We start from the raw sequence: 24,794 nt of genomic DNA, 5'->3' as shown, positions 1-24,794 counted from the left end.
CGGGCTTTAGGTACGTGCTCGCCGCGTCATCGCAAGCTGGCGTCGCGCAGACGACGGCGGCGACCGCCCAGGGCGTCGGGCCGATTGAGTTTCTTGCGGTACTCGTCGCGACGCTCGTGGATCGAGGCGATGACCAGGCCCATCGGCACGCCGATGTCGACCAGCACCGCCTCGGACAGCTGCAGGCTGGCCTCGATCGTCTCGGGTACGGCGTCGGTGGCGCCCAGTTCATAAAGGCGCGCCGCGTGGCGGGCGTCGCGGGCGCGGACGACGATCGGCACGTCGGGTCGCGAACCGCGCGCGGCGGCGACCACCGCCTCGGCGACCTCGAAGGCGTCCATGGTCACCACCACCGCCCGCGCCGTGGCCAGGCCGCAGCGCTCCAGGAGCTCAAGGCGCGAGGCGTCGCCATAATAGATGCGCGCGCCATCGCGGCGGCCCTGCTCGACCAGGCGCGCATCGCGCTCGACCGCGATCCAGGGCAGGTCGTGACGGCCCAGCATGTCGCCGACCAGCTTGCCCACGCGGCCATAGCCGATGACCAGCACCTGGCCGGCGGGCTCGGGCCCCACGCGGTCGGGTTCATTGGCGGTCGAGGGCGGGGCCTCGCTGACGGGCAGCGGCGCATTCTTGCGTCCCAGATAACCGCCCAGCGCCGCAAGGCCGGGAATCAGGAACATCGTCAGGGTCGCCGAGACCAGCACCGCCTGGCCGATGGCCGGCGCGACGACCTGTGCGCTCATGGCGTTGTCCAGCAGAACGAAGGCGAACTCGCCGCCGGCCGCCAGGATCAACGCCGCCTCGATCGCGGCGCGGCGGTTCATCCCCATCAGGAGGCCGCTGCCGAACACCACGCCCGTCTTCAGCACCAGGAGGCCCAGCGCCGTCGCCAGGATCGTTGCCGGCTGCGCGGCCAGCAGCGACAGGTCGAGGCGAATGCCCAGAGAGACGAAGAACAGCGACAGCAGCAGCCCCTTGAACGGCTCGATCTTGACCTCGACCTCGTGGCGATACTCGGTCTCGGCCAGCAGCACCCCGGCCACGAAGGCGCCCAGCGCCATCGACAGCCCCGACAGCGCCGCCACCATGCCTGCGCCGATGATCACCAGCAGGCAGGCGGCCATGAACATCTCTTCGCTCTTGGCCTTGGCGACCGACTTCAGCATCGGCCGCAGGGCCAGCCGCCCAACCAGCACGATCGCCGCCAGGCCGAGGGCCGCCGGGGCCAGGGCCAGCAGGTCCTGAAGCTGGAAGGTCCCGTTGCCGCGCCCCAGGATCGCCAGGGTGATCAGGATCGGGGCGACGGCCAGATCCTGGAACAACAGGACAGAGAAGGTGGCCCGGCCGGCCTCGGAATGCAGCCGCCGCCGCTCCGCCAGCACCGGCACGGCGATGGCGGTCGACGACAGGGTCAGGGCCGCGCCGATCGTCAGGGCCGCCACGGGCTCCAGACCCAGCAGCATCGCGCCCGCGCCCAGCGCCAGTGAGCAGCCGATCACCTGCACCGCGCCAAGGCCAAACACCCACTTGCGCATCAGCCGCAGGCGCTCCCACGAGAGCTCCAGGCCGATCATGAACAGCAGGAAGACGACGCCGAACTCGGCCAGCTGGGCGATTTCGTCCGGATTGTCGACGGTGACGTAGTCAAGCCAGGGGGCGATATGGATGAACCGCCCCAAGCCGAACGGTCCGAGGATCACCCCCGCCAGGAGATAGCCGAGGATCGGATTGATCTTCAGGCGCTTGAAGATCGGCGCAACGATGCCGGCGGTCGCCAGGAACAGGACCAGGTCCTTATAGCTCTCCGGTGAAACCTCGTGCGCCACGCGCCCTCCTCTTCTGCTTCCTGTCGTCTCGCGCCGGAACGAAGACCCGGCTCACGCGCTCGCTAGATCGGCCTCTTGAATCGAACCCCGGGCCCCGCCTCGTCGCCCGCGATCAGGCAGACGCCTCCCGCCTCGATCGCCTCGATCAGGAGCCGTTCAGTGCTATGGTGCAAGGCGTGGCGCTCGGTCTCGAAGTCCTTGACCGTGCTGCGCGAGACGCCCGCACGATCCGCAAGCTCGCCCTGCGACCAGTTGATGAGTCCGCGGGCGGCCCGGCACTGGGCTGGCAGGAGAATTTTTGCGTGAGGCATCTAGCACACCGAGGCATTGTCGCCCATATTGGTTGAGTACGCCCGAAAAAGATGACCGTCAAGGAGAGCCTTTGCACCACACCTCGCTGATCGCCACCATCGTCGCGGGCCTGGGACTGGCCTTCATCTTCGGCGCGCTCGCCAACCGGCTGAAGCTGCCGGTGCTGGTCGGCTACCTGCTGGCCGGCGTACTGGTGGGCCCCTTCACGCCCGGCTACGTGGCCGACCAGGAGCTGGCCCCGCAGTTGGCCGAGATCGGCGTCATCCTGCTGATGTTCGGCGTGGGATTGCACTTTTCCCTGAAGGACCTTTTGGCGGTGAAGGCCATCGCAATCCCCGGGGCGGTCGTGCAGATCGCGGCGGCGACGCTGATGGGACTTGGCCTGGCGGTAGCCCTGGGCTGGAGCGTCGGCGCGGGCCTGGTGTTCGGCCTGGCGTTGTCGGTGGCGTCGACGGTGGTGTTGCTAAGGGCGCTGCAGGAGCGGCGACTGGTTGAGACCGAGCGCGGCAAGATCGCGGTCGGCTGGCTGATCGTTGAGGACCTGGCCATGGTGCTGGCGCTGGTGCTGCTGCCCGCGCTCTCGGGCGTGCTGGGCGGCGAGGCGCCGACAGACCACGCCAAGGGCGGCGCGGCCGCCGGCGGCGTGCTAGGCGCCTTTGCCCTGACCATCGGCAAGGTCGTCGCCTTCGTGGCCTTGATGCTGATCGTCGGCCGCAGGGTCATTCCCTGGATCCTGCACCGCGTGGCCCACACTGGTTCGCGGGAACTGTTCCGCCTGGGCGTGCTGGCCATCGCGCTCGGGGTCGCGTTCGGCTCGGCGGCGCTATTTGGCGTCTCGTTCGCCCTGGGCGCCTTCTTCGCCGGCATGATCATGGCCGAGAGCGAGCTTTCGCAGCAGGCCGCTAACGAGACCCTGCCGCTGCGCGACGCCTTCGCCGTGCTGTTTTTCGTCTCGATCGGGATGCTGTTCGACCCGATGGTGCTGCTGCGCGAGCCCCTGGCGGTGCTGGCCACCTTGCTGATCATCGTCGTGGGCAAGTCGATCGCCGCCCTGGTCATCGTCCGCGCCTTCAAGCGGCCGATGAGCACAGCCCTGACCATCTCGGTCAGCCTGGCCCAGATCGGCGAGTTCTCGTTCATCTTGGTGGGCCTGGGCGTCTCGCTGAAGCTGCTGCCCGAGGCCGGCCGGGACCTGGTGCTGGCCGGCGCCATCCTGTCGATCCTGGTCAATCCGCTGCTGTTCGCCCTGCTCGACAAGAAGCTGCCGGGCATGATCGCCAAGGAGCGCCAGGCCTCCGGCGAGGCGCCGCTGGCGGCCGCCGCTCAGCCCCACGCCCTGCTGGTGGGCTACGGCCGGGTCGGCAAGGCCGTGGCCGACGGTCTGAAGGGCAAGACGCCGCTGGTGGTGATCGAGGACGACGCCGAACGCGCCGAGGGCCTGCGCAAGGCGGGCTTCGAGACGGTCGGCGGCAATGCGGTCAAGCCCGAGGTGCTGTTGAAGGCGGGTCTCGACAAGGCCACCCACCTGTTCGTCGCCGTGCCGAACCCCTTCGAGGCCGCGCGGATCATCGAGCAGGCCCGCGTCGCCAATCCTGGCTGCGAGATCATCGCCCGCGCCTATACCGACGCCGACGTCGCCCTGCTCAAGACGGCCGGCGCCAGCCACGCCCTGATCGGCGAGGAGGAGATCGCCAAAGGCATGCTGGCCCGCGCGCCGAGGAAGAAGCCGGCGGCGGCGGCGCATTGAAAATCCCTCTCTCTTTGAGAGAGGGATTTCACACATTTCTCTAGCCACACCGCCCCGTGACCGCTAACGCCCGGACATGATCGGACCGCACCCTACGGGCGGTTACATCCTGGAGGAGCTCTCCGTCGGGATGACCGCCGAGAAACACGTCACCGTCACCGAAGAGCGCATCCAGCGCTTCGCCGAGGCGTCGGATGACTTCAATCCCGTCCACGTGGACGAGGCTTTTGCGGCCAAGACCGCCTATCGCGGCCGCATCGCCCATGGGCTGCTGTCGGCCTCTTTTGGCTCGGCCGTGGTGGGCACCATCCTGCCGGGCGCGGGCGCGATCTATCTGGGCCAGACCCTGACCTTCCATAAGCCGGTGCGGATCGGCGACATCGTCACCGCGCGCGCCACCGTCGCGTCCATCGACACCGAGAGCGCGCGGGTCGTCCTGCGCTGCGCCGCCCTGGTGGGCGACGAGGTGGTGATGGACGGTGAGGCCACGGTCCGGGTGCCGCGCCGCCGCCGCCCCGCCAAGGTTTGACGGCTTAAGGGCGCGCCGACCCGAGACAAGCGCGCCGCCTTACGCTAAAGCGCCGCTCGTGACCCGCCCGATCTCCACCGCGAGACTGCTTGCCCGCGACGCCTTCCTGGTGCTCGCGCTGCTGGCGGTTGTGCTGAAGGTCATGATCCCGGCGGGCTTCATGCCCAGCGCCGAGAGCCGCAACGGCCTGCCCTTCGCCCTGGTGCTCTGCACCGGCGACGGCGCCAAGATCGTCCAACCGGGCGATGCGCTGGACGCCCGTCATGGCGGCAAGGGCGACAAGAGCGACAAGGCCGGCCACGACACGCCCTGCCCGTTTGCGGCCCAGGGCGCGGCGGCCCCGCCGCCGTCCGTGGTCGCGGCGATCGCCGTCGACCGCATCGCCTACGCCGCGCCGCTCCTGCCGCCCGCCCGCGCGCTGGCGCCCGGCCGGGGCCTGGCCGCGCCGCCTCCGCCGCCGACTGGCCCACCCACCGTCCTGATCTGAGCCTCGGTCTTCGCGATCGAGCGTGAACGCGCGCCCTCCCTGGCGCGCTCCTGATCACTCACGGCCGCCGCTGCGCGGCCGAAGGACGCTGTATCCCAATGAAGTCTCTTCTGCTGGCCACCACGGCCGCCCTCGTCGTCGCGCCTGCTGCTTACGCCGCCGACACCGCCGCCGCGACCGCCGACAACACCCAGGTCTCGTCGGTCATCGTCACCGCTCGTCCGAACCCGGAAGACCCGCCAGTCGTCGCCGACGCCCGCAAGCGTCTGTCGGAAACCCCGGGCGCGGTGTCGGTAATCTCCCAGGAAAGCTACATCAACCGCCAGACCCTTGCGCTCGACGACATGCTGCGCGACGCGCCGGGCGTCTACGCCCAACGCAAGTGGGGCGGCGACATCCGCGTCTCGATCCGCGGCTCGGGCATCGGCAACGCCAACCACAACCGGGGCCTCCTGATCGCCCAGGACGGCGTGCCGCTGAACGAGGCCGACGGTTACGGCGACACCCAGATCGCCGACCCGCTGAACACCCGCTACGCCGAAGTCTATCGCGGCGGCAACGCCCTGCGCTTCGGCGGCGCCCTGCTGGGCGGCGCGGTCAACATGGTCACGCCCACGGGCAAGGACGCCGGTTTCCAGAACAAGATCCGTCTCGACGGCGGCTCCTACGGTCTGGCCCGCGAACACGTCGCCCTGGCCCGCCAGATCGGCGACTGGGACGTCTTCGTCGCCGCCACCAACCAGACCAGCCAGGGCTGGCGCTCGCAAAGCCAGCAGAACATCCAGTTCGGCTCGCTGAACATCGGCCGGTCGTTCGGCGAAGACCGTGAGGTTCGCCTGATCGTCAACGGCTCGAACATCAACCAGGAGATCCCGGGTTCGCTGACCCTGGCGCAGTTCAACGCCAATCCGCGCCAGTCGGCCGCCGGCAATCTGGCCAACGACAACGGCCGCAACCAGCGCGGCGTGCGGGGCTCGTTGCGCACCACCTGGCGCCTGGACGACAACCTGGTCTTCGAAGGCGCGGTCTATGCGGTGTGGAAGGATCTGGATCACCCGATCTTCCAGGTCATCGACCAGCAGAGCCGCAACTATGGCGCCTTTGGCCGCTTCGACTGGGACGGCGAGATCGGCGGCAAACGCGCCGACGCCTTCTTCGGCGCCTGGTACCGCACCGGCGACCTCGACTCCAACTTCTACGTCAACAATCGCGGCGGCCGGGGCGCGCCGACCTCGCGCACGCTGCAGAACTCTGAGGCGTTCGACCTGTTCGGCGAGGGCCGGCTTTTCGTCACCGACCAGCTGGCGGTCGTGGCCGGCGCCACCTGGGGCCAGGCCAAGCGCGACTATACCAGCTTCGCTATTCCCGGCGTCGCCTCGACCTTCAACCTGAAGGCCGACAAGAGCTACGACTGGGTCTCCCCGCGCATCGGTCTGCTTTGGCAGAACGACCTGGGCGACCAGGTGTTCGCCAACCTGACCCGCTCGGTCGAGCCGCCGAACTTCGGCTCGATGTCGCCGACCAATACGGGCTTTGCGCCGGTGACGTCGCAAAAGGCCTGGACAGGCGAGGTGGGCGCGCGCGGCCATCGCGGTCCGTTCACCTACGACGTCACCCTGTATCGCGCCGAGCTGAAGGGCGAGATGCTGCAGTACACGGTCAACCCGTCGATTCCGGCCTCGACCTTCAACGCCGACAAGACCCTGCACCAAGGGATCGAGGCGGCGCTCGACTGGGCCGTGGCGCCGCGTTGGCGGATCCGCCAGACCTGGACCTATTCGGACTTCCGCTTCAAGGACGACGTCCAGTACGGCGACAACCGCCTGCCGATCGTGCCCAAGAACTTCTACCGCTCGGAAGTCCGCTACGACGATCCGCGCGGCTGGTTCCTGGCCCCCTCGGTCGAGTGGTCGGCCACCGACCAGTGGATCGACTACAAGAACACGAAGAAGGCTCCCGGCTACGCGATCCTGAACCTGAACGCGGGCTGGAAGGTCAATGACACCGTCTCGCTGTTCCTCGATGCGCGGAACCTGACCGACAAGGCCTATGTCTCCAACACCCAGGCCGCCATCGCCTGGACGGCCGGCAGCGCCGTGCTGTGGCCGGGCGACGGCCGCTCGGTGTTCGGCGGCGTGACCGTCACCTTCTAACCCTACGTCTGGTCCTGACGGGGCGGCGGCTTGCAAGGGCGGCCGCCCCAAACCCGGAGCGTCGCGATGACCGCGATCGACAATCCCGAGACCACCGCCCCGGCCGGCGAGGTCTATCGCGCCTTCTGGCGCTGGCACTTCTATGCGGGACTTCTGGTCCTGCCGATCCTGATGCTGATGGCCCTGACCGGGGGGCTCTATCTGTTCAAGGACGAACTGACCGCCGTGGTCCATCGTCCGCTGGTCGTGGTCACCGAGGGTCCCTCACGGACCGCGCCCAACGCCTGGATCAAGGCGGCCGAAGCCGCCACCGGCGGCGCGGCCAAGCAGGTCGTGATCCCCGAGCGGTCCGATCGCTCGGTCCAGGTCACCGTCGAGGCCAAGGGCGAGAAACAGACCGCCTACGTGAACCCCTATACCGGCGCGGTGCTCGGCGCGACACAGCCCGGCGGCGTGATGGGCGTGATCAAGCATATTCACAGCCTCGAGATCGCCGGACCGGTGATGAACCTGATGGTCGAGGTCGTCGCCGGCTGGGCGATCGTGCTGGTCGCCACGGGGATCTTCCTGTGGTGGCCGCGCGGCCAGACGGGCGGCCTGGTCACCGTGCGCAGCCGGCCCGCCAAGCGCCTGTTCTGGCGCGACCTGCACGCCGTCACCGGCCTCTTCGCCGGCGGCGTGATCGCGTTCCTCGCGGTCACCGGCATGCCGTGGTCGGCCTTCTGGGGCAAGGAGGTCCGCGAAATGACCACCCAGGCCGGCTGGGGCCGCCCCAAGCCGCCGGTCGCCGAGCAGCACCATGGCAAGCCCGCTCCGGTCGAAGAGGCCGCCGGCGTGCCCTGGGCCCTACAGACCACCGCCCCACCCCCCTCGGGCGCGCCAGGCGCCATGGCTGACATGGACGAGCATGCGCACCACATGATGATGATGGACGCGCCCGCTCCCCTCGACGCGACCGCCATCGTCGCCAAGGCCCGCGCGGCCGGCCTTACGGGCGGCTTCACGCTGTCGCTGCCCAAGACCCCGGGCGGGACCTGGACCGCCGCCTCCATGTCCGATCAGGTCGAGCAGACCCGCGCGGTCTATCTCGACGGCGGCGACGGCCGGGTGCTGGGCGATGTCGGCTATCGCCAGTTCGGGCCGGCGGCCAAGGCCATCGAATGGGGCATCGCCGTTCACGAGGGCCGGCAGTTTGGCCTCGTCAACAAGCTGGTGATGCTGGCCGGCTGCGTCGCCGTGTGGCTGTTAGGCGTCTCGGCCATCATCATGTGGTGGAAGCGTCGTCCTAAGGGTCGGGTCGCCGCGCCTGCGCGCCCGACCCATCGCGGCGCCTATGCCGGGCTGCTGGCGATCGTCCTGCCGCTGGCCGTTTTGTACCCCCTGGTGGGGGCGTCGCTGGTTGCGGCGCTCCTCTTTGACCTTACCCTGCGCCGGCTGATCACGCCGCGCGCCCAGACCGGAGCCTGAAGATGAAGACCCTGACCCTGCTCGGCGTCTGCGCCGCCGCCCTGGCCCTGACCGCCGCTGCGCCCGCGTCCAAGGTGACCGTCGCCGACGCCTGGTGCCGTCCGGCTCCGACCGGAGCCATGGCCGGCGGCTGCTATGTCACCCTGACCGCCGGCGTCGATGACCGCCTCGTCGCGGTGGAGACCACCGCCGCCGACCGGGGCGAGATCCACACCATGTCGATGGACGGCGGCGTGATGCGGATGCGCAAGCTGGCCGACGGCCTGGCCTTGCCGGCCGGCAAGGCCGTGGCGCTGAAGCCCGGCGCGGACCACATCATGGTCATCGGCCCCAAGATGGCCCTGACCGAAGGCGCCCAGGTCCCGCTGACGCTCAAGTTCCAGAAGGCCAAGCCGGTCAAGGTCATGGCCGTGGTCAAGAAACCGCCGATGTCGGGGATGCACCACTGATGCGGGCCATCGCCCTGACCCTGGCCCTGCTGGCCGCCACGCCGCTCGCCGCCTGCGGTGAAAAGACCACGCAAGAGGCGGCCAGTTCGGTGATCAAGATTGGCGGGCCGTTCCAGCTGACCGACATGAACGGCCAGCCGGTGACGGAAAAGTCGCTGCTGGGCAAACCGACGGCGGTGTTCTTCGGCTTCACCTATTGCCCGGAGGTCTGCCCGACCACCCTGGCCGAGATGACCGCCTGGCTGAAGGCGCTGGGCCCGGACGCCGACAAGCTGAACGTGGTCTTGATCACCGTGGACCCCGAACGCGACACGCCCGCGCAGCTGAAGGAATACCTGTCGAACTTCGACCCGCGCATCCAGGGGTTCACCGGCACGCCCGACGCCATCGCCAAGACGGCCCGCGCGTACCGGGTCTATTACCAGAAGGTCCCGCTGGACGGCGGCGGCTACACGATCGACCACTCCTCGGCGATCTATCTGTTCGACGCCAAGGGCCGGTTCGTCTCGCCGATCGCCTACCAGGCGCCGCAGGATCGGGCCCTGGGCCAACTGCGCGACCTCCTGAAGTAGCCCGGGCAAATCCTTTCCCGGCTCGGATCCACTGCAAGGCCGCCGCACGTTCCCCAACGTCGGCGGCCTTATTGCGTCGCGCCTCGCGCCGAGGCCCGACCCGTCCTTTTAAAAAATGGGTCACATGAACTTTTTTTAAGGGGGTAAAGTTTTCGCGCCGTTGCAGATTGCCGCCGGCTCACACCAACGGATGCGAATTCCATGAAAAAAGTCTGGTTCGGCGCTGCGGCGTTCGCGGCCCTGTCCCTCTCGGCGTTCGGGGCGCAAGCGCGCGACGAACACCCCTGCATCGACGACGCCTGCGTCGTGCAATCGCTGCTGCCCTCCGTCGCCGCCAGCGCGTCGGCCGATCTCACCTCGCTGGAGTCTCCGCGCTACGGGACCTGGGGCTTCGACGTCTCGGGCATGGACACCACAGTGAAGCCGGGCGACGACTTCTACAAGTTCGCCAACGGCGCGTGGGACGCCAAGACGGTGATCCCGTCGGATCGCACCCGCTACGGCGCGTTCGACTTCCTCGCCGAGCTGTCGGAAGCCCGCACCCGCGCGATCATCGAAGCCGCCGCCGCCGACAAGGCCGCGACCGGCGACAAGGCCAAGATCGGCGCCGCCTACCGCGCCTACATGGACGAGGCGACCATCGAGAAGCTGGACGCCAAGCCGCTGGCCCCCTGGCTGGCCGGCGTCAAGAAGGTCAAGACCAAGGACGAGTTCACGGCCCTGATGGGCAAGGCCTCGACCACGCCCTACACCGCGCTGATCGGCCTGGGCATCCAGACCGACGCCAAGAACCCGCAGCGCTACGCCGTCTACGCCGGCACCGGCGGCCTCAGCCTTCCTGACCGCGACTACTATTTGGAAGCCCGCTTCGCCGACAAGAAGGCCGCCTACCTGGCCTATGTCGAGAAGATGCTGACCATGGGCGGCTGGGAAAAGCCGGCCGAGAACGCCAAGGCCATCCTGGCGTTCGAAACCCAGCTCGCCGAAGCCACCTGGACCCGCGTCGAGCGTCGCAATCGCGACAAGACCTACAACCCGGCCACCCTGGCCGAGCTGCAGGCGATGACGCCCGGCTATGACTGGAACAAGTATCTGGTCGGCACCGAGCTGCCCAAGATCGACCGCTTCATCGTCACGACGAACACCTCGTTCCCGAAGTTCGCCAAGATCTACGCCGACACCCCGCTTGAGACCCTCAAGGCCTGGCAGGCCTTCAAGGTCATCGACGGCGCGGCGGGCATGCTGTCCAAGCGCTTCGTCGACGCCCAGTTCGAGTTCCGCAACAAGACCCTTGCGGGCCAGCCCGAACAGCGCCCGCGCTGGAAGCGCGGCGTCGGCGCCGTCAACGGCATGCTGGGCGAAGCGGTCGGCAAGGAATATGTCGCCGCCTACTTCCCGCCCGAGAGCAAGGCCAAGATGATCTCGCTGGTCGGCGACATCCGCACGGTTCTGAAGGGTCGCATCGACGCTTCGGACTGGATGGGTCCGGAAACCAAGGTCAAGGCCCAGGACAAGCTGGCCAAGTTCACCGTCAAGATCGGCTATCCCGACAAGTGGCGTGACTACTCCAAGCTGGAAATCAAGGAAAACGACGCCTACGGCAACGTCCTGCGCGCCGGCGCATGGGACTATCGCCACGACGTCGAGCGCCTGAACCAACCGGTCGACAAGACCGAGTGGGGCATGACCCCTCAGACGGTCAACGCCTACTACAACTCGGTCAACAACGAGATCGTGTTCCCGGCCGCCATCCTGCAGGCGCCGTTCTTCCATCCGGACGCGGACCCGGCCGTCAACTACGGCGGCATCGGCGGCGTGATCGGCCACGAGATCGGCCACGGCTTCGACGACCAGGGCCGCAAGTCCGACGGCGATGGCGTGCTGCGCGACTGGTGGACGGCCGAGGATGCGGCCAAGTTCAACGCCCAGGCCGCCAAGCTGGGCGCCCAGTACTCGGCCTTCGAGCCCTTCCCGGGCGTGAAGGTCAACGGCGCCCTGACCATGGGCGAGAACATCGGCGACATGGCGGGCCTGGCTTTCGCGCTGGACGCCTACCGCGTCTCGCTGAAGGGCCAGCCCTCACCGGTGCTCGACGGCTTCACCGGCGACCAGCGCGTCTATCTGGGCTGGGCCCAGGTGTGGCGTCAGAAGACCCGAGACGAGGCTCTCAAGCAGCAGATCGCCACCGATCCGCACTCGCCGGCCTACTACCGCGTCAACGGCACCATCCGGAACCAGCCGGGTTGGTACTCGGCCTATGACGTCAAGGCGGGCGACAAGCTCTACGTCGCGCCGGAAGACCGCGTGAAGATCTGGTAGTCACCAGACCTGTCACACGACATCAGGGGCCGGTGAGCGATCACCGGCCCTTTTTGCATCCGCCGTTCAGAACGGCGGCTTGGAATAGATCAGGCCGTCGGTATGGGCCGCTGGACTGCCTGTCGTGACCGCGGCGAAGATCGCCGCGCCGACTGGCGTAAACGCCAGAACGCGCGCGAGCGTCAGGGTCCCGACCAGCACGGCGATGGCCCACAGCCAAGCCGGATGCGGCCTGCCGCGCACGCGCCAGTCGCGCACCATCCCGATCAGCGGCACGATCACGGCCACCCCGGTGGCGATCTCGAACGCATAGGGCTTGAGGAACGGCATGGGCAGGATCCGACCAAAGCCCGGCCCCATCAGCAGGGTGAACGCCCCGATCTGCAGGCGCGGATGCCAGTCACGGTTCTTGCGCAGCGCCAGCGCCGCGGCGACCAGGCCGACCGCGCCCAGCAGGGTGATGGTGTTGGCCAGGATGAAATGCTGCGGCTGGAAGAAGAACGGCACGCGTCCTGTCCGCGCGGCTTCGATGGTGACGAGCGGCCCCAGGACCGTCATGGCCAGCAGCCAGATCACCGCCACAGCGCCCAGCGTCCGATGCAGCTTCACCGCGCCGCCGGCCGCCAGCCACGCCTGGGCGACCACGATCGCCACCCAGCCCATGAACACCACCGCATGCAGGTGCACGACCAGCGGCGCGCCGAAGCTGGAGCGCCCCATGGCCAGTTGCAGGACAAAGCCTGCGACGAGGACCACAGCCATGGCCGTGATCGTGGTTCGGAAAAACGCCCGGTCGCGCGCCGGCGCCGGGCTCGGTGTCGTATCCATGTTCGCCCCCTGACAGGGGCTCGGTCCAAAGCGCTTGGGCGCCTGGAATACCCCCGTTATCCCAGCGCCATAGACCACCAGTTTGCAGCAGGCGTCTAGGGGCCAGGTCGGAGCGCCTCGCCGCCGATCAGGCCATTAGCCTCCCGCCAGCCTCGCGGCCGCCAGAGCCAGCAGCGGGATGCCGAGGGTCAGGTTGAAGGGGAAGGTCACGCCCAGCGACAGGGTCAGATAGACCCCGGCGTCGGCCTTGGGCAGGGCCATGCCCATGGCCGCCGGGGCGGCGATGTACGAGGCCGAGGCCGCCAGCACCGCCAGGGCGGCCAGGTCTCCGGCGGGCAAGCCCACCAGCCAGCCCAGGACGAGCGCCACCGAACCGCCCAGGATCGGCAGCACGATCCCCATGGCCAGCAGGCCGATCTTGAAGCCCCGCGCCGCGGCCAGCTGCTGGCCGGCCCGCACCCCCAGGCCCAGCAGGAACACGCAGAGCACGCCCTGGAACACCGGTCCGGTGAAGGTCGCCAGCTTGGCGCCCCCTTGGTGCCCGGTGATCAGGCCGATGAAGAAGCCGCCGATCAGCACCACGCTGGCCGCATTCAGCAGCACCTCATGGGCCAGCTTGCCGGCCGAGACCCGGTCGGGATCCTTGCCGTGCGCGCCGTCGCGGGTGGCGATCGCGGCGATGGCGATGGCGGTCAGCAGGCCGGGCGTCTCCATCAGCGCCAGCACCGCCGACATGTAGCCGCCCGCCGCCTGACCGATCGACGACAGATAGCTCTGCGCTGCGGCGAAGGTCACCACCGACACCGAGCCATAGTGGGCGGCGGTGGCGGCGGCGGTGATCGTGTTCAGACCCATGCGCTTGAGCAGAAAATAGGCCGGCAGCGGCAGGAGGAAGCTCAAGACCAGGCCCAGGCCCGCCGCCTTCAGGAATCCGGCGTCCAGGCCGTGGGCGCGCGCCTCGACCCCGCCCTTGAAGCCGATGCACAGCATCAGGACCAGCGACAGGGTCTTGGTCGCCTCCTTCGGCAAGGCCAGGTCCGAGCGCGCCAGGGCCGCGATCAGGCCGAGCGCGAAGAACAGCACCGCGGGCTGCAGCAGGTTGCCGGCCGCCGCCGACACGGTCTGGGTGAGAAGATCCACGAAACGCCCCGTTGGAAATGGCGCCGCTTGGCGCGGGGGCTCCTCTACGGGAGGAGTCGCGATTTCCCTTGTTGATTTCTGATATAGTCATGATGAGGAATGCTCATCATGGAGCCGTCATGCCGCGCCGCACCAATCTGGATCTCGATCTCGTCCGCGCCTTTCTGGTGGTGTGCGAGCAACGCAGCTTCACGCGCGCGGGCGAGCGTCTGGGACGATCACAGTCCGCCGTCAGCCTGCAGGTGCGCCGCCTGGAGGAGCAGCTGGGTCAACCGCTGCTGTCGCGCGACCCGCGCCATGTGGCGCCGACCGAACAGGGCGCGGCCTTCCTGCCCCAGGCCCGCCGCCTGCTGCGCCTGAACGACGAGATCTTGGCCAGCTTGGGGGCCGACGAGATCGAGGGCGAGGTGCGGCTGGGCGCGCCGGAGGACTTCGCCACCCAGCATCTGCCGGCCGTGCTGGGCAGCTTCGCCCGCAGCCATCCGCGCATCGCCCTGACCGTCACCTGCGACCTGACCCTGAACCTGCTGGATCGCCTGAGCGAAGGCGCGCTGGACTTGGCTCTGGTCAAGCGTGAGCCCTTGGGGCCGGACCTGGGCGTGCGGGTCTGGCGCGAGCCGTTGGTCTGGGTGGCGCTCGACCCCGAGCTGGCCAGGCGCGAGGGGCCTGTACCGCTGGTGGCCGCCCCCGCCCCTTGCGTCTATCGCAAGCGCGCCGTGGCCGCGCTCGAGGCGACGGGGCGGACCTGGCGCGCGACCTACACCAGCCCCTCCCTGGCGGGACAGCTGGCCGCGCTGCGCGGGGGCCTCGGTCTCAGCGTCCTGCCGCGCGAGATGGCGCCCGATGATCTGACCATCCTGTCCGAGGGCCTGCCCCGCCTGGAAGACGCCGAGATCGCGCTGCTGAAGGCGCGGGGCAGCCCTCCTCCCGCCGCCGAGCGCCTGGCCGACCACATCCTGTCGGCGCTGGACCGGCAGCGCGCGCAGGCCAGCGGATCGCCCGCTTCGAAGACGCAGGGGCGATAGGCGCGAAAGCCCCGCGCTTAATTTTGACACTTCCGTCAAATTTATGAGATGGAGCCCAGATACACCAAACCCGCCGCGGGGGATAATCGCGACGGGCTGGCTATTTTCTCGATCATTCGATCTAGGCGGGCGTTTCCTCCCCGAAACGCCGAAGGACGGGAGCTCTCTGGTGGGCTCGTTTCGTCCTTGCAGTGTGTAGAAACGTCAAATTCGTGACGGTGTCAACGCGGCGACCGCCTTTTTCTCAACGGGTTCGCCGAAATTTTGACATTCGGGATGTTGTTTGGACGCTCGGGTCGAATTTACGTCGTAAAACGCGGTTACTTTTGACGATAGTGTCAAATCTTACTTTTCAGCGCCTCCGCGAAGCGATCCAGCACCGCCGAGCGCGACTCGAACACGTAGTCCGGACGCGAGACGGTGACCGGCTCGACCCCGGCTTCGGCCAGGGCGGCGGCGGCGTCGAACAGGTCGGCGGTGGCCAGCAGGGCGCCGTTGGCGCGGCGCGAGCCGCCCCGGGCGACATAGGCGGCCACGGCGTCCTGGGCGGCGCGGTCCTGCTCGGCCGGCCAGACCAGGGTGGCCAGCTTGCCCGCCCGGCCCTTGGCCTCGACCACCGAGAGCAGGCGGCGCAGGCTGTCCAGCTGCTCGCCGTTCCAGCCGGCGGTCAGGGAGGCGGTCAGCTGGGCCTGGCTCTTCAGGATCACCCCGTCGGACAGGATCTTCAGGCCATTGGCGGCCAGGGTCGCGCCCGTGGTGGTGATGTCCACGACCAGCTCGGCGGCGCCGGCGGCCGGAGCCCCCTCGGTGGCGCCGCTGCTCTCGACGATGCGGTAGTCGGCGACGCCGTGGCGGGCGAAGAAGGCGCGGGTCTGGGTCACGTACTTGGTCGCCACCCGCAGGCGGCGGCCGGTGCGGGCCAGATGAGCGTGCCCGACCTCGTCGACATCGGCCATGGTCTCGACGTCGAGCCAGTTCTTCGGCGCGGTGACCACCAGGTCGGCGCGGCCAAAGCCGAGCGCGCGCAGCAGCATCACCCGGCTGTCCATGTCGTCGCCGCGCTCGCGCAGCAAGTCCTCGCCGGTGACGCCCAGGTGCAGCTCGCCCGAGTCGAGCCCGGCGGCGATGTCGCCGGCGGACAGAAGGCGCACCGACACGCCGGGCAGGCCCGACAGCTCGGCCGAATAGCCGCGCGCGCCGCCGGTCATCTCCAGCTTGAAGCCGCAGTCGGCCAGCCAGGCCTCGACCTGATCCTTCAGGCGGCCCTTGGAGGGAATGGCGAAGATCATCGGAGCGCTCGTCATTCGCCGCCTCCCGCATAGGCCCGCGCGGGGCGGATCATGAAGCCGACGGCGCCGGTGTCGGTCGTCACGCCGAGCTTGGCCGGCAAGCCGTCATAGCGACCGCCGGCGGCGACGGGACGCTCGTCGCCCAGCGCGGCCGAGCGGATCTCGAACAGGTAGCCGTCATAGTAGCCGAACGCGCGGCCGAAGGCGGCGGCCAGCGTCGCGCGCTCCAGGGCCACGCCCCGCTGCGCCATCCCGGCCAGACGCGCGCGCCAGCCGTCGAGGACAGCGGTCAGCGCCCCGGCCTTGGGACCGGCCAGGGCCGCGATGGCGTCGAGCGCCGCGTCGGGACGATCCGACACCGCCAGGAACGCGCGGACCTTGGCGGCCGGTTCGGGGTCCAGGCGCCCGGCCTTGGCGGCGTCCGCTTTCTCAACCAGGCGGCGGGCGATCTCGGCGGGACGACGGCCGCCGACGGGCTCGATGCCGGCCAGCGACCACAGCTCCTGCAGCACCGAAGCGGCTTCCGCCTCGGGCAGGCCCGCGAGCAACGCCGCGATGCGCGACTGCTCGCCGGTGGGGGCGGTCACATCGCCCTCCAGCTCGGCCTTCAGCTGGCGCGGCTTGGCGAACGAGCGCGTCAGACGCGCGGCCAGCGGCGGGGCCAAATCCAGGCTCTCGACGAAGGCGGCGAACAGCGAGACATCGCCGAGCACCAGCGAGAGGTCCTCGCGCCCGCCCGCGCAGGCCGAGGCCCAGGCCAGGGCGGCCATCTCGGCGTCGGCGGCGACGCGGTCGCCCACCTCGAAAGCCTCGACGCCCAGCTGCAGGAACTCTTCGGCGCGGTCGCTGCCGCGCGGCGCCACGCGGAACGCCTTGCCCTCATAGCGGCGACGGCCCGCGCCGCCCCCGCCCTCGAAGTGCTGGCGGGCCACGGCGACGGTGAAGTCGGGACGCAGGCACGCCTCCTCGCCCGCCTCGCCCGACACCACGAACAGCCGCGAGCGCATGGCCTCACCGGCGAGATCCAGCAGCAGGCCCAGCGGCTGCAGCACCGGGGCGTCGGTCAGGACCGCGCCGGCGTCCAGCAAGGGGGCGCGGATGGCGTCCAGCGCCTCGGCCGGAATGGAACGCTCGAGCCTCATCTCAGCCCCCGATGATCTTGCGGACCGCATCGACCAACTGGCCGCGCGGGATCGTCTGCTGGCCCGGACGCTCGGCCTTCCAGGCGGCGTTGTCGGCCACGCCCGAGGCCAGCTCGCGACCCAGATCCAGGTCCTTGATCGTCACGGTGCCGGCCGCGATCTCGTCGCCGCCCAGCATGATGGCCGCCGGCGACAGGCGACGGTCGGCGTACTTCATCTGCGGCCGCATGCCCGAGGTCCCCAGATACACCTCGGCTGGGATGCCCGCCGCGCGCAGCTCGCCCACCACCTTGAAGTACTCGGGCATGTGCGCGTCGTCGAAGGCGATGACCACCACCGGCCCCCGCGCCGCGCCGCCCGGCTCACGCCCCGCCGCCCGCAGCGCCGCCGCCAGGCGCGACACCCCGAACGAGAAGCCCGTCGCCGGGGTCACATTGCCGGTGAACCGCGCCACGAGGTCGTCATAGCGCCCGCCGCCGCCGATCGAGCCGAAGGTGACCTTGTTCCCCTTCTCGTCGGTGGTGCTGAGCAGCAGCTCGGCCTCGAACACCGCGCCGGTGTAGTATTCCAGGCCCCGCACGATCGACGGATCGATGAAGGCCTGGTCGTCGGCGATGCCAAGGCTCGTCAGGGCCGCGTCGATCCGCGACAGCTCCAGGAGGCCCTCGTCGCCCTCGGCCGAGCCGGCCACCACGCGGGCGATGTTGTCCAGCGTCGCCGAACGGCCACCCGACGAACCGGCTTGGACGAAGTCCAGCACCTGGTCGATCGCCTTGCCTTTCAGGCCCGCGCCCTTGGTGAAGTCGCCGCTCTCGTCCAGGCGCCCTTCGCCCAGCAAGAGGCGCACGCCGTCCACGCCCAGGCGGTCCAGCTTGTCGACCGCGCGCAGCACGGCCAGCTTCTGGCCGGCGCTGTCGGCGCCCGCGGCGGTCAACAGGCCGTTGAGCAGCTTGCGGTTATTGATCTTCAGCACCGCCGTGCCGCGCGGCAGGCCCGCCGCCTCCAGCCCCTCGACGGCCATGGCGATGATCTCGGCGTCGGCCTCCGGACGGGCCGAGCCCACCGTGTCGGCATCGCACTGGATGAACTGGCGGAAGCGCCCCGGCCCCGGCTTCTCGTTGCGCCACACCGGCCCGTAGGCGTAGCGGCGGAACGGCTTGGGCAGGGTCTCCCAGGTCTGCGCGGCGAAGCGGGCCAGCGGCGCGGTCAGGTCATAGCGCAGCGCCATCCATTGATCGTCGTCATCCTGCAGCGCGAACACGCCCTCATTGGGCCGGTCGCTGTCGGGCAGGAACTTGCCCAGCGCGTCGGCATATTCGAACGCCCCGGTGTCCAGCGCCTCGAAGCCGTAGCGCTCATAGACCGCCGACACCGCCTCCAGGATCGCCCGCTCGGCCCGCAGGTCGCGCGCGCGCTTGTCGGCGAAGCCGCGGGGCGCGCGGGCTTCGGGGCGGAAGTCGGTGGTGGGTTCGGGAGCGTCAGTCATTCGTCGGTCCTGGTGATCTAGGCTTCGACGGATGGCGCTTGCACTTAAGCCCCATCCGCTAGGCGGGGCTCTGGCTGGGTACGCTCGGCTTTAGAGCGCGCGGACCCGGCCGATCCCGCGAGGCGAGGTCGGATGGTGGTGGTGGCCGTGATGGTGCGGCGTGCGGGTCATTGCGGGGGCGGTGTAGCGGAGATGGGGCGTGGGGGAAAGGGGGGCTGTAACGCTATCGAGCAGACACGAAGAGACAGTTGCGAAAGCAAAAAAAATCACGTGAAAATAGCAATAATCTAACCCAAGTTCTTCGGACGCGCCGGCATGAGCATTTTCAACAGCACCGATTTTATAAAGCAAACAAAGAAAAATCCCGAAAATTTCTATATAATACACTACTCATGCCAAAGTTTATACGATGACAACGAGGGCCTATCCCCGAGAATAACATCAATAGCAGTAACACACTATGCGAGCGAACAAACCGTTAGCTTCTCCACTCATGCCATTGCCGAAGAACTTGGCATACCAAGAGAACATGTAAAGGACAGATTCGACGAAATAGAGCTGAACCTCCTGACAAATTACTACAATTTCGTACGTGACAGACGGGATAAGTATTGGGTGCATTGGAATATGAGAAATTTGACGTTCGGCTTCGAGCATCTGGAGCACAGATACCGGGCACTTGGGCGCAACGACGCCGCGGTCATACCCGTAGAGCGTCGGATAAACTTGAATGATATCCTGTCTGATCGCTACGGCTCGAGCTATGCAAAGCACCCTAAAATGCAGTCACTCATGGAGCTAAATGGCGGCATACACCGACATTTCTTAAATGGTGCCGAGGAGGTACAAGCGTTTCAAAACAACGAATTCATTCGTATGCACAATTCAACACTCTGCAAGGTGGGATTTTTCCACCATACAGTAAAGGGAATGGCTTCCGGGAAATTGAAGACAGCATCTAAGGGCTTGGGTGCAATGTTGGATAGAATATTTGAGAGCAGGTCCGTCAAGATCGCCGCGTTGATAGCCACGCTGGTTTCGGCGCCAGTGGCTCTTTATCAAGCCTACCTTTGGCTATCAGGCCACTGAGGCCTTGCCTTAAATCTCACGGCGAGATGATCGCGGGGCTGATCAGGTCACTCAAGGACCGCCCTTCGGGCGGCCGCCGTGCGGCGACGCGGAGCGTCGTCCTTGACTGACCTGCTCAGTCCCGCACGCTGCAGCCTCCAAGAGATGTAAGGCTTGGCCCGGCCGCAGCGCGGTCGGGCTTTTTACTGCCCGTCCGGTGACTCTTGTGGATCGGTTAAATTCTCGACTCCCACCTAAAGCCCAACGCTGTAAGGTAATCGACGAGGCTACTTCCGCGCCCAATGAGGGCCCGGCGGGTTGCCCTCAAAGGCGCCGGTGCTGCCGGGCGCGCCAATGTCCCGCCCTCGACCAGAGGGCCAGGGCACCGATCGGGCGATGGTCTCGACCACCGTCGCCCGATCATGGTCCCGCCGACGGGGGACATGACGAGATTATCCACTCGAATCGGCGCAAGCGCCTGTGCCGCTTACCTCTCCGTTGAACATGAACGGGGATGTTCTGTGTATGTTTATGGCTCGCGGTTGAGCGTGAGCGACCACCCCGTCCCGTACAGCACGCTACAGCCTCCAAGAGATATGAGGCCGGGCCCGACCTTGGGCGGTCAGAGTGGCGGCCGGCCGGTGTCGCCTCCCTCTCCCATGGGGAGAGGGTCGGGGAGAGGGGGTACGGCGTCCGACGGCCGGCGCAGCGGCAGACCGCATAACCCCTCTCCCTCCCACCGCTGCGCGGCGGGCCCCGCCCTCTCCCTTTGGGAGAGGGGTTTGGACAGCGTCCCTGCCCTGTCCGGAAAGACCTTACCACTCACCCTCCCACCGCGTTGCGGTGGGCCCCTCCCTCTCTCCCTGAGAGAGGGATTTTGTTCGGCGGCCGGCGGTGAGCGCCCCGCTCTCCTCCCCCACCGGGGGAGGAGAGAAGACACGGCGCCCGCCAGACATACCGTGTCATCCCGGCCGCAGCGCACAGCGCGGAGCGCCGGGACCCAGGGGGTGACGAAGCGCGGCGCTCTGGCGCCCCTGGTCCCGGGTCGGCTGCGCCGCCCGAGATGAAACGAGCTTATGGGGATTGGCGGGCGTGAACGCTCGGAATTGGCGGAACCGATGCCAACGAAATCAATGGCTTGTCACTTTTACGCGTCGCTGAATGATCCGCGTCCAGAACCGTGCCCATACTCATAGCCATCCCCGCCGCGGGGGAGGGCGTTTGGATCCGGCCCAATACGGCGGCGGGGCTAGGTTGAGCGGGGCCGCGTGGTCTCGAAGCGGTTTCGACCGGGGTCTGTTCGTTGGATAGATCCGGGATCTCGGAAGAAGCCGTGGAGAGGCGAGCGCGGAGCGACAGGGCGGTGATCGTACAAGCCGCCTATCGTGGATCGTCGGGCTGGACACGGATGTAGCCGCTCCAGTTGATCCGCGCCCGTCCGGGGGCTCCTGGGGTCCCGAGCTGAAAGACGCTCACGCCCCCCATCCTCACGGGCAAGAACAACCTGGCGGAGCGGAAGCGCGAGCCGAAACGCAAACACACACTCACGGTCTCCGGGTTCGCCCGGCCGCTCCGTCGCCTCCCCAACACCTTCAGCGGTCAGGCCGCGTGAAGCGGCGGACGCACGCCTCTCAAATCCTCCCCCCCCAGCGGGGGAGGTGTCGGCCCGAAGGGACGACGGAGGGGGAAGAGGCAAGCTCAGCAGGACTTCCCCCTCCGTCCGCTGCGCGGACACCTCCCCCGCGAGGGGGAGGATTGTTCACCCCCGCCCCTCCCCCTCCCGGAGAAGGGCGATGTTCAGGAGAACCCCAGATGCCCAAGTCCAAACCGCCCCGCCGCCGTCGTCGGCGTCATCTGACCAACCAGGAGCGCGGGCTGGTCGATTTCTTCGATCGGCTGGAGCGGATCACCGACCGCGCCGAGCGCGAGGCCGAGGCCTTGGCCGATCGCGTGCCGCCCGAGGAACTGGCCGCCATGCGGGCGACGTGCGCCGAGAACCGGCGGATCTTCGCCGAGGCCCGCGCCGAGATGATGGCCCCCAGCCGCACGCCGGTGCTGGACCGCCTCGTCACCGAGATGCGGCGGCGCGAGCAGACGGCGCGACGGGATTGAGCACACGCCAAGTCCTCCCCCCAGCGGGGGAGGTGTCGGCTCGAAGAGACGACGGAGGGGGAAGAGGCGGGGTCTGCAGGACTTCCCCCTCCGGCGCTTCGCGCCACCTCCCCCGCGAGGGGGAGGATTGAGAGGCCGCCCTACTCCGCCGCCACCATCGCGGCGCCGGCCTTGGCCTCGACCCGGACGGCGCCGCCCATGGGCTTCAAGTCCAGGTCCTGGAACAGCGCGCTGTCCTCGTCCTGGCCGGGCAGCGGGGTGGTCAGCAGCTTGCCGCCGACGAAGATCGAGTTGGCGCCGGCCATGAAGCACAGGGCCTGCAGCTCGCGGCTCATGCCCTCGCGGCCGGCCGACAGGCGGACCATGGACTTGGGGCAGACGATGCGGGCCACGGCGATGGTGCGGACGAACTCGATGGCGTCGATGGCCTTGCCTTCGGACAGGACCTTGTCGCCCAGCGGGGTGCCGCTGACGGGAACCAGGCCGTTGATCGGCAGGCTGTCGGGGTGGGCCGGCAGGGTGGCCAGCTGGTGCAAGAGGCCCGCGCGGTCGCGGCGCTGCTCGCCCATGCCGACGATGCCGCCGCAGCAGGTGCTCATACCGGCGTCGCGCACATGGGCCAGGGTGTCGAGGCGCTCCTGATAGGTGCGCGTGGTCACCACGTCCTTGTAGTAGTCGGGGCCGGTGTCGAGGTTGTGGTTGTAGTAGTCGAGGCCGGCGGCCTTCAGGGCTTTCGCCTGATCGGCGGTCAGCATGCCCAGCGTGGCGCAGGTCTCCAGGCCCAGGGCCTTCACCTCGCCGATCATCTGCGTCAGCTTGGGCAGGTCGCGGTCCTTCAGCTCGCGCCAGGCCGCGCCCATGCAGAAGCGCTGGGCGCCGCCGTCGCGGGCCGCGCGGGCCTTGGCCACCACGTCGTCGGCGGCCATCAGCTTCTCGGCCTTGAGGCCCGTCTTGAAGTGGGCCGACTGGCTGCAATAGCCGCAGTTCTCGGCGCAGCCGCCGGTCTTGACCGACAACAGCTGCGACAGCTGGATCTCGGAGGGATCGAAGTGGGCGCGATGGACGCTGGCCGCCTGGAACACCAAGTCCATGAACGGCAGGGCGAACAGCGCCTCGACCTCGGCAAGCGTCCAGTCGTGGCGGGGGGAAGCATTGATCTGACTCATGGGCCGGACGTTTGGACCGGCGCATGACGGTTGGCAAGACTTGGGCTAGAGCTCTTGGCGAGGCCCTGAGGAGACGCTCCGATCATGGATCGCGAGATCGAGCTGAAGTTCCTGATCCCGCCCGAGGCGGCGCAGGCGATCCTGGGCGCCCTCGACGGCGAAGGCGCGGTGCGCCAGCTCGACGCCACCTATTACGACACCGCCGACCATGCGCTGCGCCGGGCGGGCTTTGGCCTGCGGGTGCGCGACGGCGAGGGCGGCCGCAAGCAAACCCTGAAATCGGCCTCGGCCGGCGGGGTGTTCTCGCGCGGCGAATGGGAAGAGAAAATCGCCGGCCCCGCGCCCGATCGCGACGCGCTGGCCCGCACGCCGGTGGGGCAGATGCTGGCCGAGGCGACGCTCGCGCCGGTGTTCACCACCCGGGTCGAGCGGGTGATCCGCATGGTCCGCAACGGCGAGACGCTGATCGAGGTCGCCCTGGATCGCGGCCAGCTCAGCGCCGGCGAGCGCCACGCGACCGTCTGCGAGCTCGAGCTCGAACTGAAGGCGGGCGAGCCTGCGGCGCTGTTCGACCTGGCGCGCACCCTGGCCCGCCACGCGCCGCTCCGCCTGTCGCTGGTCAGCAAGGCCGAGCGCGGCTACGGCCTCGCCGCCGGCGAGGCGTCGGCGGTGCGCCGGCCGACCGTGGCCCTGTCGCCGGATGCGACCGTCGAAGCCGCGCTTCAGGCGATCGGCCAAGCGGGGCTTGGCCACCTTTGCGCGGCGCTGGAAGCCCTGCGCGAACGGCCCGAGCCCGAGAACGTCCATCAGGCGCGCGTCGCAGCCCGACGGCTGCGGGCCATGCTGAAGATCTTCAAGCCCCTGGCGCGCGACGAGGCGGCCTTGGCACTGGACGCCGCGCTCGACGGGCTGTCCGGCGAACTGGACACCGCCCGCGACCTCGACGTCTTCGTCAGCGAGGTCTGGGAGCCGGCACCTGCGACCTTCGAGGGCCGCGACGCCTTCGACCGCAACCTCAAAGCCGCCCGCGCCAACGCCTACCTGCGTATGGAAGCCGCTCTTGAGAGCCCGCGCGCGCGCGATGTCCTCCTGGAAGCCGCCGCTTGGCTCGAAGCCGGCGCCTGGACGCGCGATCCAAGCCTCGCCGCGCTTCGCGAAAGCCCCGCATCCGATTTTGCCGCGAGCCGCCTCGATCGCCTGCGCCGCCACGTAAAAAAGGGCGCCAGGCACTTCGACGACCTCGACGCCCGCGAACGCCACAAGCTGCGCCTGAAGGGCAAGACCCTCCGCTACGCCGTCGAGGACCTTGCGGGCTTGTTCCTCGACCACCCGCGCCGGGTCGAACGCTTCCTCACCGCCGCCAAGCGGGTACAGGACACGCTGGGCGCGCTCAACGACCGCGCCGTGCGTCAAAGCGTGGTCGCCGCCGCCGCCCATGACGACATCGCCCTCGCCCACGATGCGGCGAGCGTTGTCCTGCAAGGCGATGAGACGAAGCTGCGACGCGCCGCTTGCGAGGCGCTCGAAGACCTCGTCGACGCCAAGATCTTTTGGTGAAGTCTGGAGAACGCAAAAAGCCGCCCGAAGGCGGCTTCTTGAAAATCAGACCTTGGGTGCGGGGACAGGATTTGAACCTGTGACCTTCAGGTTATGAGCCTGACGAGCTACCGGGCTGCT

The 24,794-nt window shown here is 68.5% G+C and carries 21 protein-coding genes and 1 pseudogene; 13 read left to right on the top strand and 9 right to left on the bottom strand.

Annotation, left to right across the window (positions count from 1 at the left end):
• Nucleotides 1–26 precede the first annotated feature (26 nt).
• Both ACT53N_RS10780 and ACT53N_RS10775 read right to left on the bottom strand, forming a co-directional pair.
• Nucleotides 27–1,826: a cation:proton antiporter domain-containing protein gene (locus tag ACT53N_RS10780; protein WP_476063902.1), complete on the bottom strand. Its 1,800-nt coding sequence runs from the start codon at nucleotides 1,824–1,826 to the stop codon at nucleotides 27–29.
• Nucleotides 1,827–1,888: 62 nt separating this feature from the next.
• Complete coding sequence (locus ACT53N_RS10775; protein WP_476063901.1) at nucleotides 1,889–2,137, bottom strand: helix-turn-helix domain-containing protein; 249 nt, start codon at nucleotides 2,135–2,137, stop codon at nucleotides 1,889–1,891.
• A gap of 71 nt (nucleotides 2,138–2,208) precedes the next feature.
• Here ACT53N_RS10775 and ybaL point away from each other — a divergent pair, with 71 nt between their 5' ends.
• The 8 genes from ybaL (at nucleotide 2,209) to ACT53N_RS10735 (ending at nucleotide 11,861) form a co-directional block, all read left to right on the top strand.
• Nucleotides 2,209–3,885: a YbaL family putative K(+) efflux transporter gene (ybaL, locus tag ACT53N_RS10770; RefSeq protein WP_476063900.1), complete on the top strand. Its 1,677-nt coding sequence runs from the start codon at nucleotides 2,209–2,211 to the stop codon at nucleotides 3,883–3,885.
• Between the two features lie 76 nt (nucleotides 3,886–3,961).
• Nucleotides 3,962–4,414 (top strand): MaoC family dehydratase, encoded by a 453-nt coding sequence (locus tag ACT53N_RS10765; protein ID WP_476063899.1) that lies wholly within the window; start codon nucleotides 3,962–3,964, stop codon nucleotides 4,412–4,414.
• A gap of 58 nt (nucleotides 4,415–4,472) precedes the next feature.
• Nucleotides 4,473–4,901: a DUF2946 family protein gene (locus ACT53N_RS10760; protein ID WP_476063898.1), complete on the top strand. Its 429-nt coding sequence runs from the start codon at nucleotides 4,473–4,475 to the stop codon at nucleotides 4,899–4,901.
• Nucleotides 4,902–4,999: 98 nt separating this feature from the next.
• Nucleotides 5,000–7,054, top strand: coding sequence for a TonB-dependent receptor family protein (locus ACT53N_RS10755; protein WP_476063897.1), 2,055 nt, complete (start codon nucleotides 5,000–5,002; stop codon nucleotides 7,052–7,054).
• Nucleotides 7,055–7,120: 66 nt separating this feature from the next.
• Entirely contained in the window at nucleotides 7,121–8,521 is a 1,401-nt protein-coding gene (locus ACT53N_RS10750) for a PepSY-associated TM helix domain-containing protein (RefSeq protein ID WP_476063896.1), read from the top strand.
• A 2-nt stretch (nucleotides 8,522–8,523) separates the two neighbouring features.
• Nucleotides 8,524–8,970 (top strand): copper chaperone PCu(A)C, encoded by a 447-nt coding sequence (locus ACT53N_RS10745; protein WP_476063895.1) that lies wholly within the window; start codon nucleotides 8,524–8,526, stop codon nucleotides 8,968–8,970.
• Nucleotides 8,970–9,542: an SCO family protein gene (locus ACT53N_RS10740; RefSeq protein ID WP_476063894.1), complete on the top strand. Its 573-nt coding sequence runs from the start codon at nucleotides 8,970–8,972 to the stop codon at nucleotides 9,540–9,542. The genes ACT53N_RS10745 and ACT53N_RS10740 overlap by 1 nt, the downstream gene beginning before the upstream one ends.
• A gap of 201 nt (nucleotides 9,543–9,743) precedes the next feature.
• On the top strand, nucleotides 9,744–11,861 hold the full coding sequence (locus ACT53N_RS10735; protein WP_476063893.1) for a M13 family metallopeptidase: 2,118 nt from the start codon (nucleotides 9,744–9,746) through the stop codon (nucleotides 11,859–11,861).
• Nucleotides 11,862–11,927: 66 nt separating this feature from the next.
• Here ACT53N_RS10735 and ACT53N_RS10730 read toward each other — a convergent pair whose 3' ends face one another.
• Both ACT53N_RS10730 and ACT53N_RS10725 read right to left on the bottom strand, forming a co-directional pair.
• Entirely contained in the window at nucleotides 11,928–12,689 is a 762-nt protein-coding gene (locus ACT53N_RS10730) for a hypothetical protein (RefSeq protein WP_476063892.1), read from the bottom strand.
• A 135-nt stretch (nucleotides 12,690–12,824) separates the two neighbouring features.
• Complete coding sequence (locus ACT53N_RS10725; RefSeq protein ID WP_476064228.1) at nucleotides 12,825–13,892, bottom strand: sodium-dependent bicarbonate transport family permease; 1,068 nt, start codon at nucleotides 13,890–13,892, stop codon at nucleotides 12,825–12,827.
• 56 nt (nucleotides 13,893–13,948) lie between these two features.
• On the opposite strand from ACT53N_RS10725, the gene ACT53N_RS10720 reads away from it, so the two are divergent.
• The gene (locus tag ACT53N_RS10720; RefSeq protein WP_476063891.1) at nucleotides 13,949–14,854 is read left to right on the top strand and encodes a LysR substrate-binding domain-containing protein; all 906 of its coding nucleotides are present in this window, start codon (nucleotides 13,949–13,951) and stop codon (nucleotides 14,852–14,854) included.
• A 338-nt stretch (nucleotides 14,855–15,192) separates the two neighbouring features.
• Here the strand turns inward: ACT53N_RS10720 and hisG are convergent, their stop codons facing one another.
• Genes hisG through hisS form a run of 3 tightly spaced genes read right to left on the bottom strand, consistent with a single transcriptional unit; the run spans nucleotide 15,193 to nucleotide 18,771 of the window.
• Entirely contained in the window at nucleotides 15,193–16,158 is a 966-nt protein-coding gene (gene hisG / locus ACT53N_RS10715) for an ATP phosphoribosyltransferase (RefSeq protein ID WP_476063890.1), read from the bottom strand.
• Nucleotides 16,155–17,315, bottom strand: coding sequence for an ATP phosphoribosyltransferase regulatory subunit (locus ACT53N_RS10710; RefSeq protein ID WP_476063889.1), 1,161 nt, complete (start codon nucleotides 17,313–17,315; stop codon nucleotides 16,155–16,157). The genes hisG and ACT53N_RS10710 overlap by 4 nt, the downstream gene beginning before the upstream one ends.
• The gene (gene hisS, locus ACT53N_RS10705; protein ID WP_476063888.1) at nucleotides 17,287–18,771 is read right to left on the bottom strand and encodes a histidine--tRNA ligase; all 1,485 of its coding nucleotides are present in this window, start codon (nucleotides 18,769–18,771) and stop codon (nucleotides 17,287–17,289) included. Before hisS ends, ACT53N_RS10710 begins: the two co-directional genes overlap by 29 nt.
• A 315-nt stretch (nucleotides 18,772–19,086) precedes the next feature.
• On the opposite strand from hisS, the gene ACT53N_RS10700 reads away from it, so the two are divergent.
• Together ACT53N_RS10700 and ACT53N_RS10695 are read left to right on the top strand one after the other, a co-directional pair.
• A complete protein-coding gene (locus ACT53N_RS10700) occupies nucleotides 19,087–19,860 on the top strand; it encodes a hypothetical protein (RefSeq protein WP_476063887.1) in 774 nt (257 codons plus the stop codon).
• 628 nt (nucleotides 19,861–20,488) lie between these two features.
• Nucleotides 20,489–20,622, top strand: a pseudogene (locus ACT53N_RS10695) (hypothetical protein); the annotation flags it as partial.
• A gap of 291 nt (nucleotides 20,623–20,913) precedes the next feature.
• Here ACT53N_RS10695 and ACT53N_RS10690 read toward each other — a convergent pair.
• Entirely contained in the window at nucleotides 20,914–20,973 is a 60-nt protein-coding gene (locus tag ACT53N_RS10690) for a hypothetical protein (protein ID WP_476064227.1), read from the bottom strand.
• Between the two features lie 678 nt (nucleotides 20,974–21,651).
• On the opposite strand from ACT53N_RS10690, the gene ACT53N_RS10685 reads away from it, so the two are divergent.
• Nucleotides 21,652–21,951, top strand: a complete 300-nt coding sequence (locus tag ACT53N_RS10685) for a hypothetical protein (RefSeq protein ID WP_476063886.1) — start codon at nucleotides 21,652–21,654, stop codon at nucleotides 21,949–21,951.
• Nucleotides 21,952–22,091: 140 nt separating this feature from the next.
• Here the strand turns inward: ACT53N_RS10685 and bioB are convergent, their stop codons facing one another.
• The gene (gene bioB / locus ACT53N_RS10680) at nucleotides 22,092–23,117 is read right to left on the bottom strand and encodes a biotin synthase BioB (protein WP_476063885.1); all 1,026 of its coding nucleotides are present in this window, start codon (nucleotides 23,115–23,117) and stop codon (nucleotides 22,092–22,094) included.
• An 84-nt stretch (nucleotides 23,118–23,201) separates the two neighbouring features.
• Here bioB and ACT53N_RS10675 point away from each other — a divergent pair, with 84 nt between their 5' ends.
• Nucleotides 23,202–24,674, top strand: a complete 1,473-nt coding sequence (locus ACT53N_RS10675) for a CYTH and CHAD domain-containing protein (protein WP_476063884.1) — start codon at nucleotides 23,202–23,204, stop codon at nucleotides 24,672–24,674.
• Nucleotides 24,675–24,794 lie beyond the last annotated feature (120 nt).

Source organism: Caulobacter sp. DMC95 (assembly GCF_056313785.1).
Note: the sequence above shows the minus strand (reverse complement) of the source record. Positions and strands in the feature narration are given on the sequence as shown.

Excerpts from the sequence above, each read along its gene's own strand:
- ACT53N_RS10775 (WP_476063901.1), bottom strand. The coding sequence starts at position 2,137 with ATGCCTCACGCAAAAATTCTCCTGCCAGCCCAGTGCCGGGCCGCCCGC.
- ACT53N_RS10765 (WP_476063899.1), top strand. The coding sequence starts at position 3,962 with ATGATCGGACCGCACCCTACGGGCGGTTACATCCTGGAGGAGCTCTCC.
- ACT53N_RS10755 (WP_476063897.1), top strand. The coding sequence starts at position 5,000 with ATGAAGTCTCTTCTGCTGGCCACCACGGCCGCCCTCGTCGTCGCGCCT.
- ACT53N_RS10750 (WP_476063896.1), top strand. The coding sequence starts at position 7,121 with ATGACCGCGATCGACAATCCCGAGACCACCGCCCCGGCCGGCGAGGTC.
- ACT53N_RS10745 (WP_476063895.1), top strand. The coding sequence starts at position 8,524 with ATGAAGACCCTGACCCTGCTCGGCGTCTGCGCCGCCGCCCTGGCCCTG.
- ACT53N_RS10740 (WP_476063894.1), top strand. The coding sequence starts at position 8,970 with ATGCGGGCCATCGCCCTGACCCTGGCCCTGCTGGCCGCCACGCCGCTC.
- ACT53N_RS10735 (WP_476063893.1), top strand. The coding sequence starts at position 9,744 with ATGAAAAAAGTCTGGTTCGGCGCTGCGGCGTTCGCGGCCCTGTCCCTC.
- ACT53N_RS10730 (WP_476063892.1), bottom strand. The coding sequence starts at position 12,689 with ATGGATACGACACCGAGCCCGGCGCCGGCGCGCGACCGGGCGTTTTTC.
- ACT53N_RS10720 (WP_476063891.1), top strand. The coding sequence starts at position 13,949 with ATGCCGCGCCGCACCAATCTGGATCTCGATCTCGTCCGCGCCTTTCTG.
- hisG (WP_476063890.1), bottom strand. The coding sequence starts at position 16,158 with ATGACGAGCGCTCCGATGATCTTCGCCATTCCCTCCAAGGGCCGCCTG.
- ACT53N_RS10710 (WP_476063889.1), bottom strand. The coding sequence starts at position 17,315 with ATGCGGTCCGCAAGATCATCGGGGGCTGAGATGAGGCTCGAGCGTTCC.
- hisS (WP_476063888.1), bottom strand. The coding sequence starts at position 18,771 with ATGACTGACGCTCCCGAACCCACCACCGACTTCCGCCCCGAAGCCCGC.
- ACT53N_RS10700 (WP_476063887.1), top strand. The coding sequence starts at position 19,087 with ATGAGCATTTTCAACAGCACCGATTTTATAAAGCAAACAAAGAAAAAT.
- ACT53N_RS10685 (WP_476063886.1), top strand. The coding sequence starts at position 21,652 with ATGCCCAAGTCCAAACCGCCCCGCCGCCGTCGTCGGCGTCATCTGACC.
- bioB (WP_476063885.1), bottom strand. The coding sequence starts at position 23,117 with ATGAGTCAGATCAATGCTTCCCCCCGCCACGACTGGACGCTTGCCGAG.
- ACT53N_RS10675 (WP_476063884.1), top strand. The coding sequence starts at position 23,202 with ATGGATCGCGAGATCGAGCTGAAGTTCCTGATCCCGCCCGAGGCGGCG.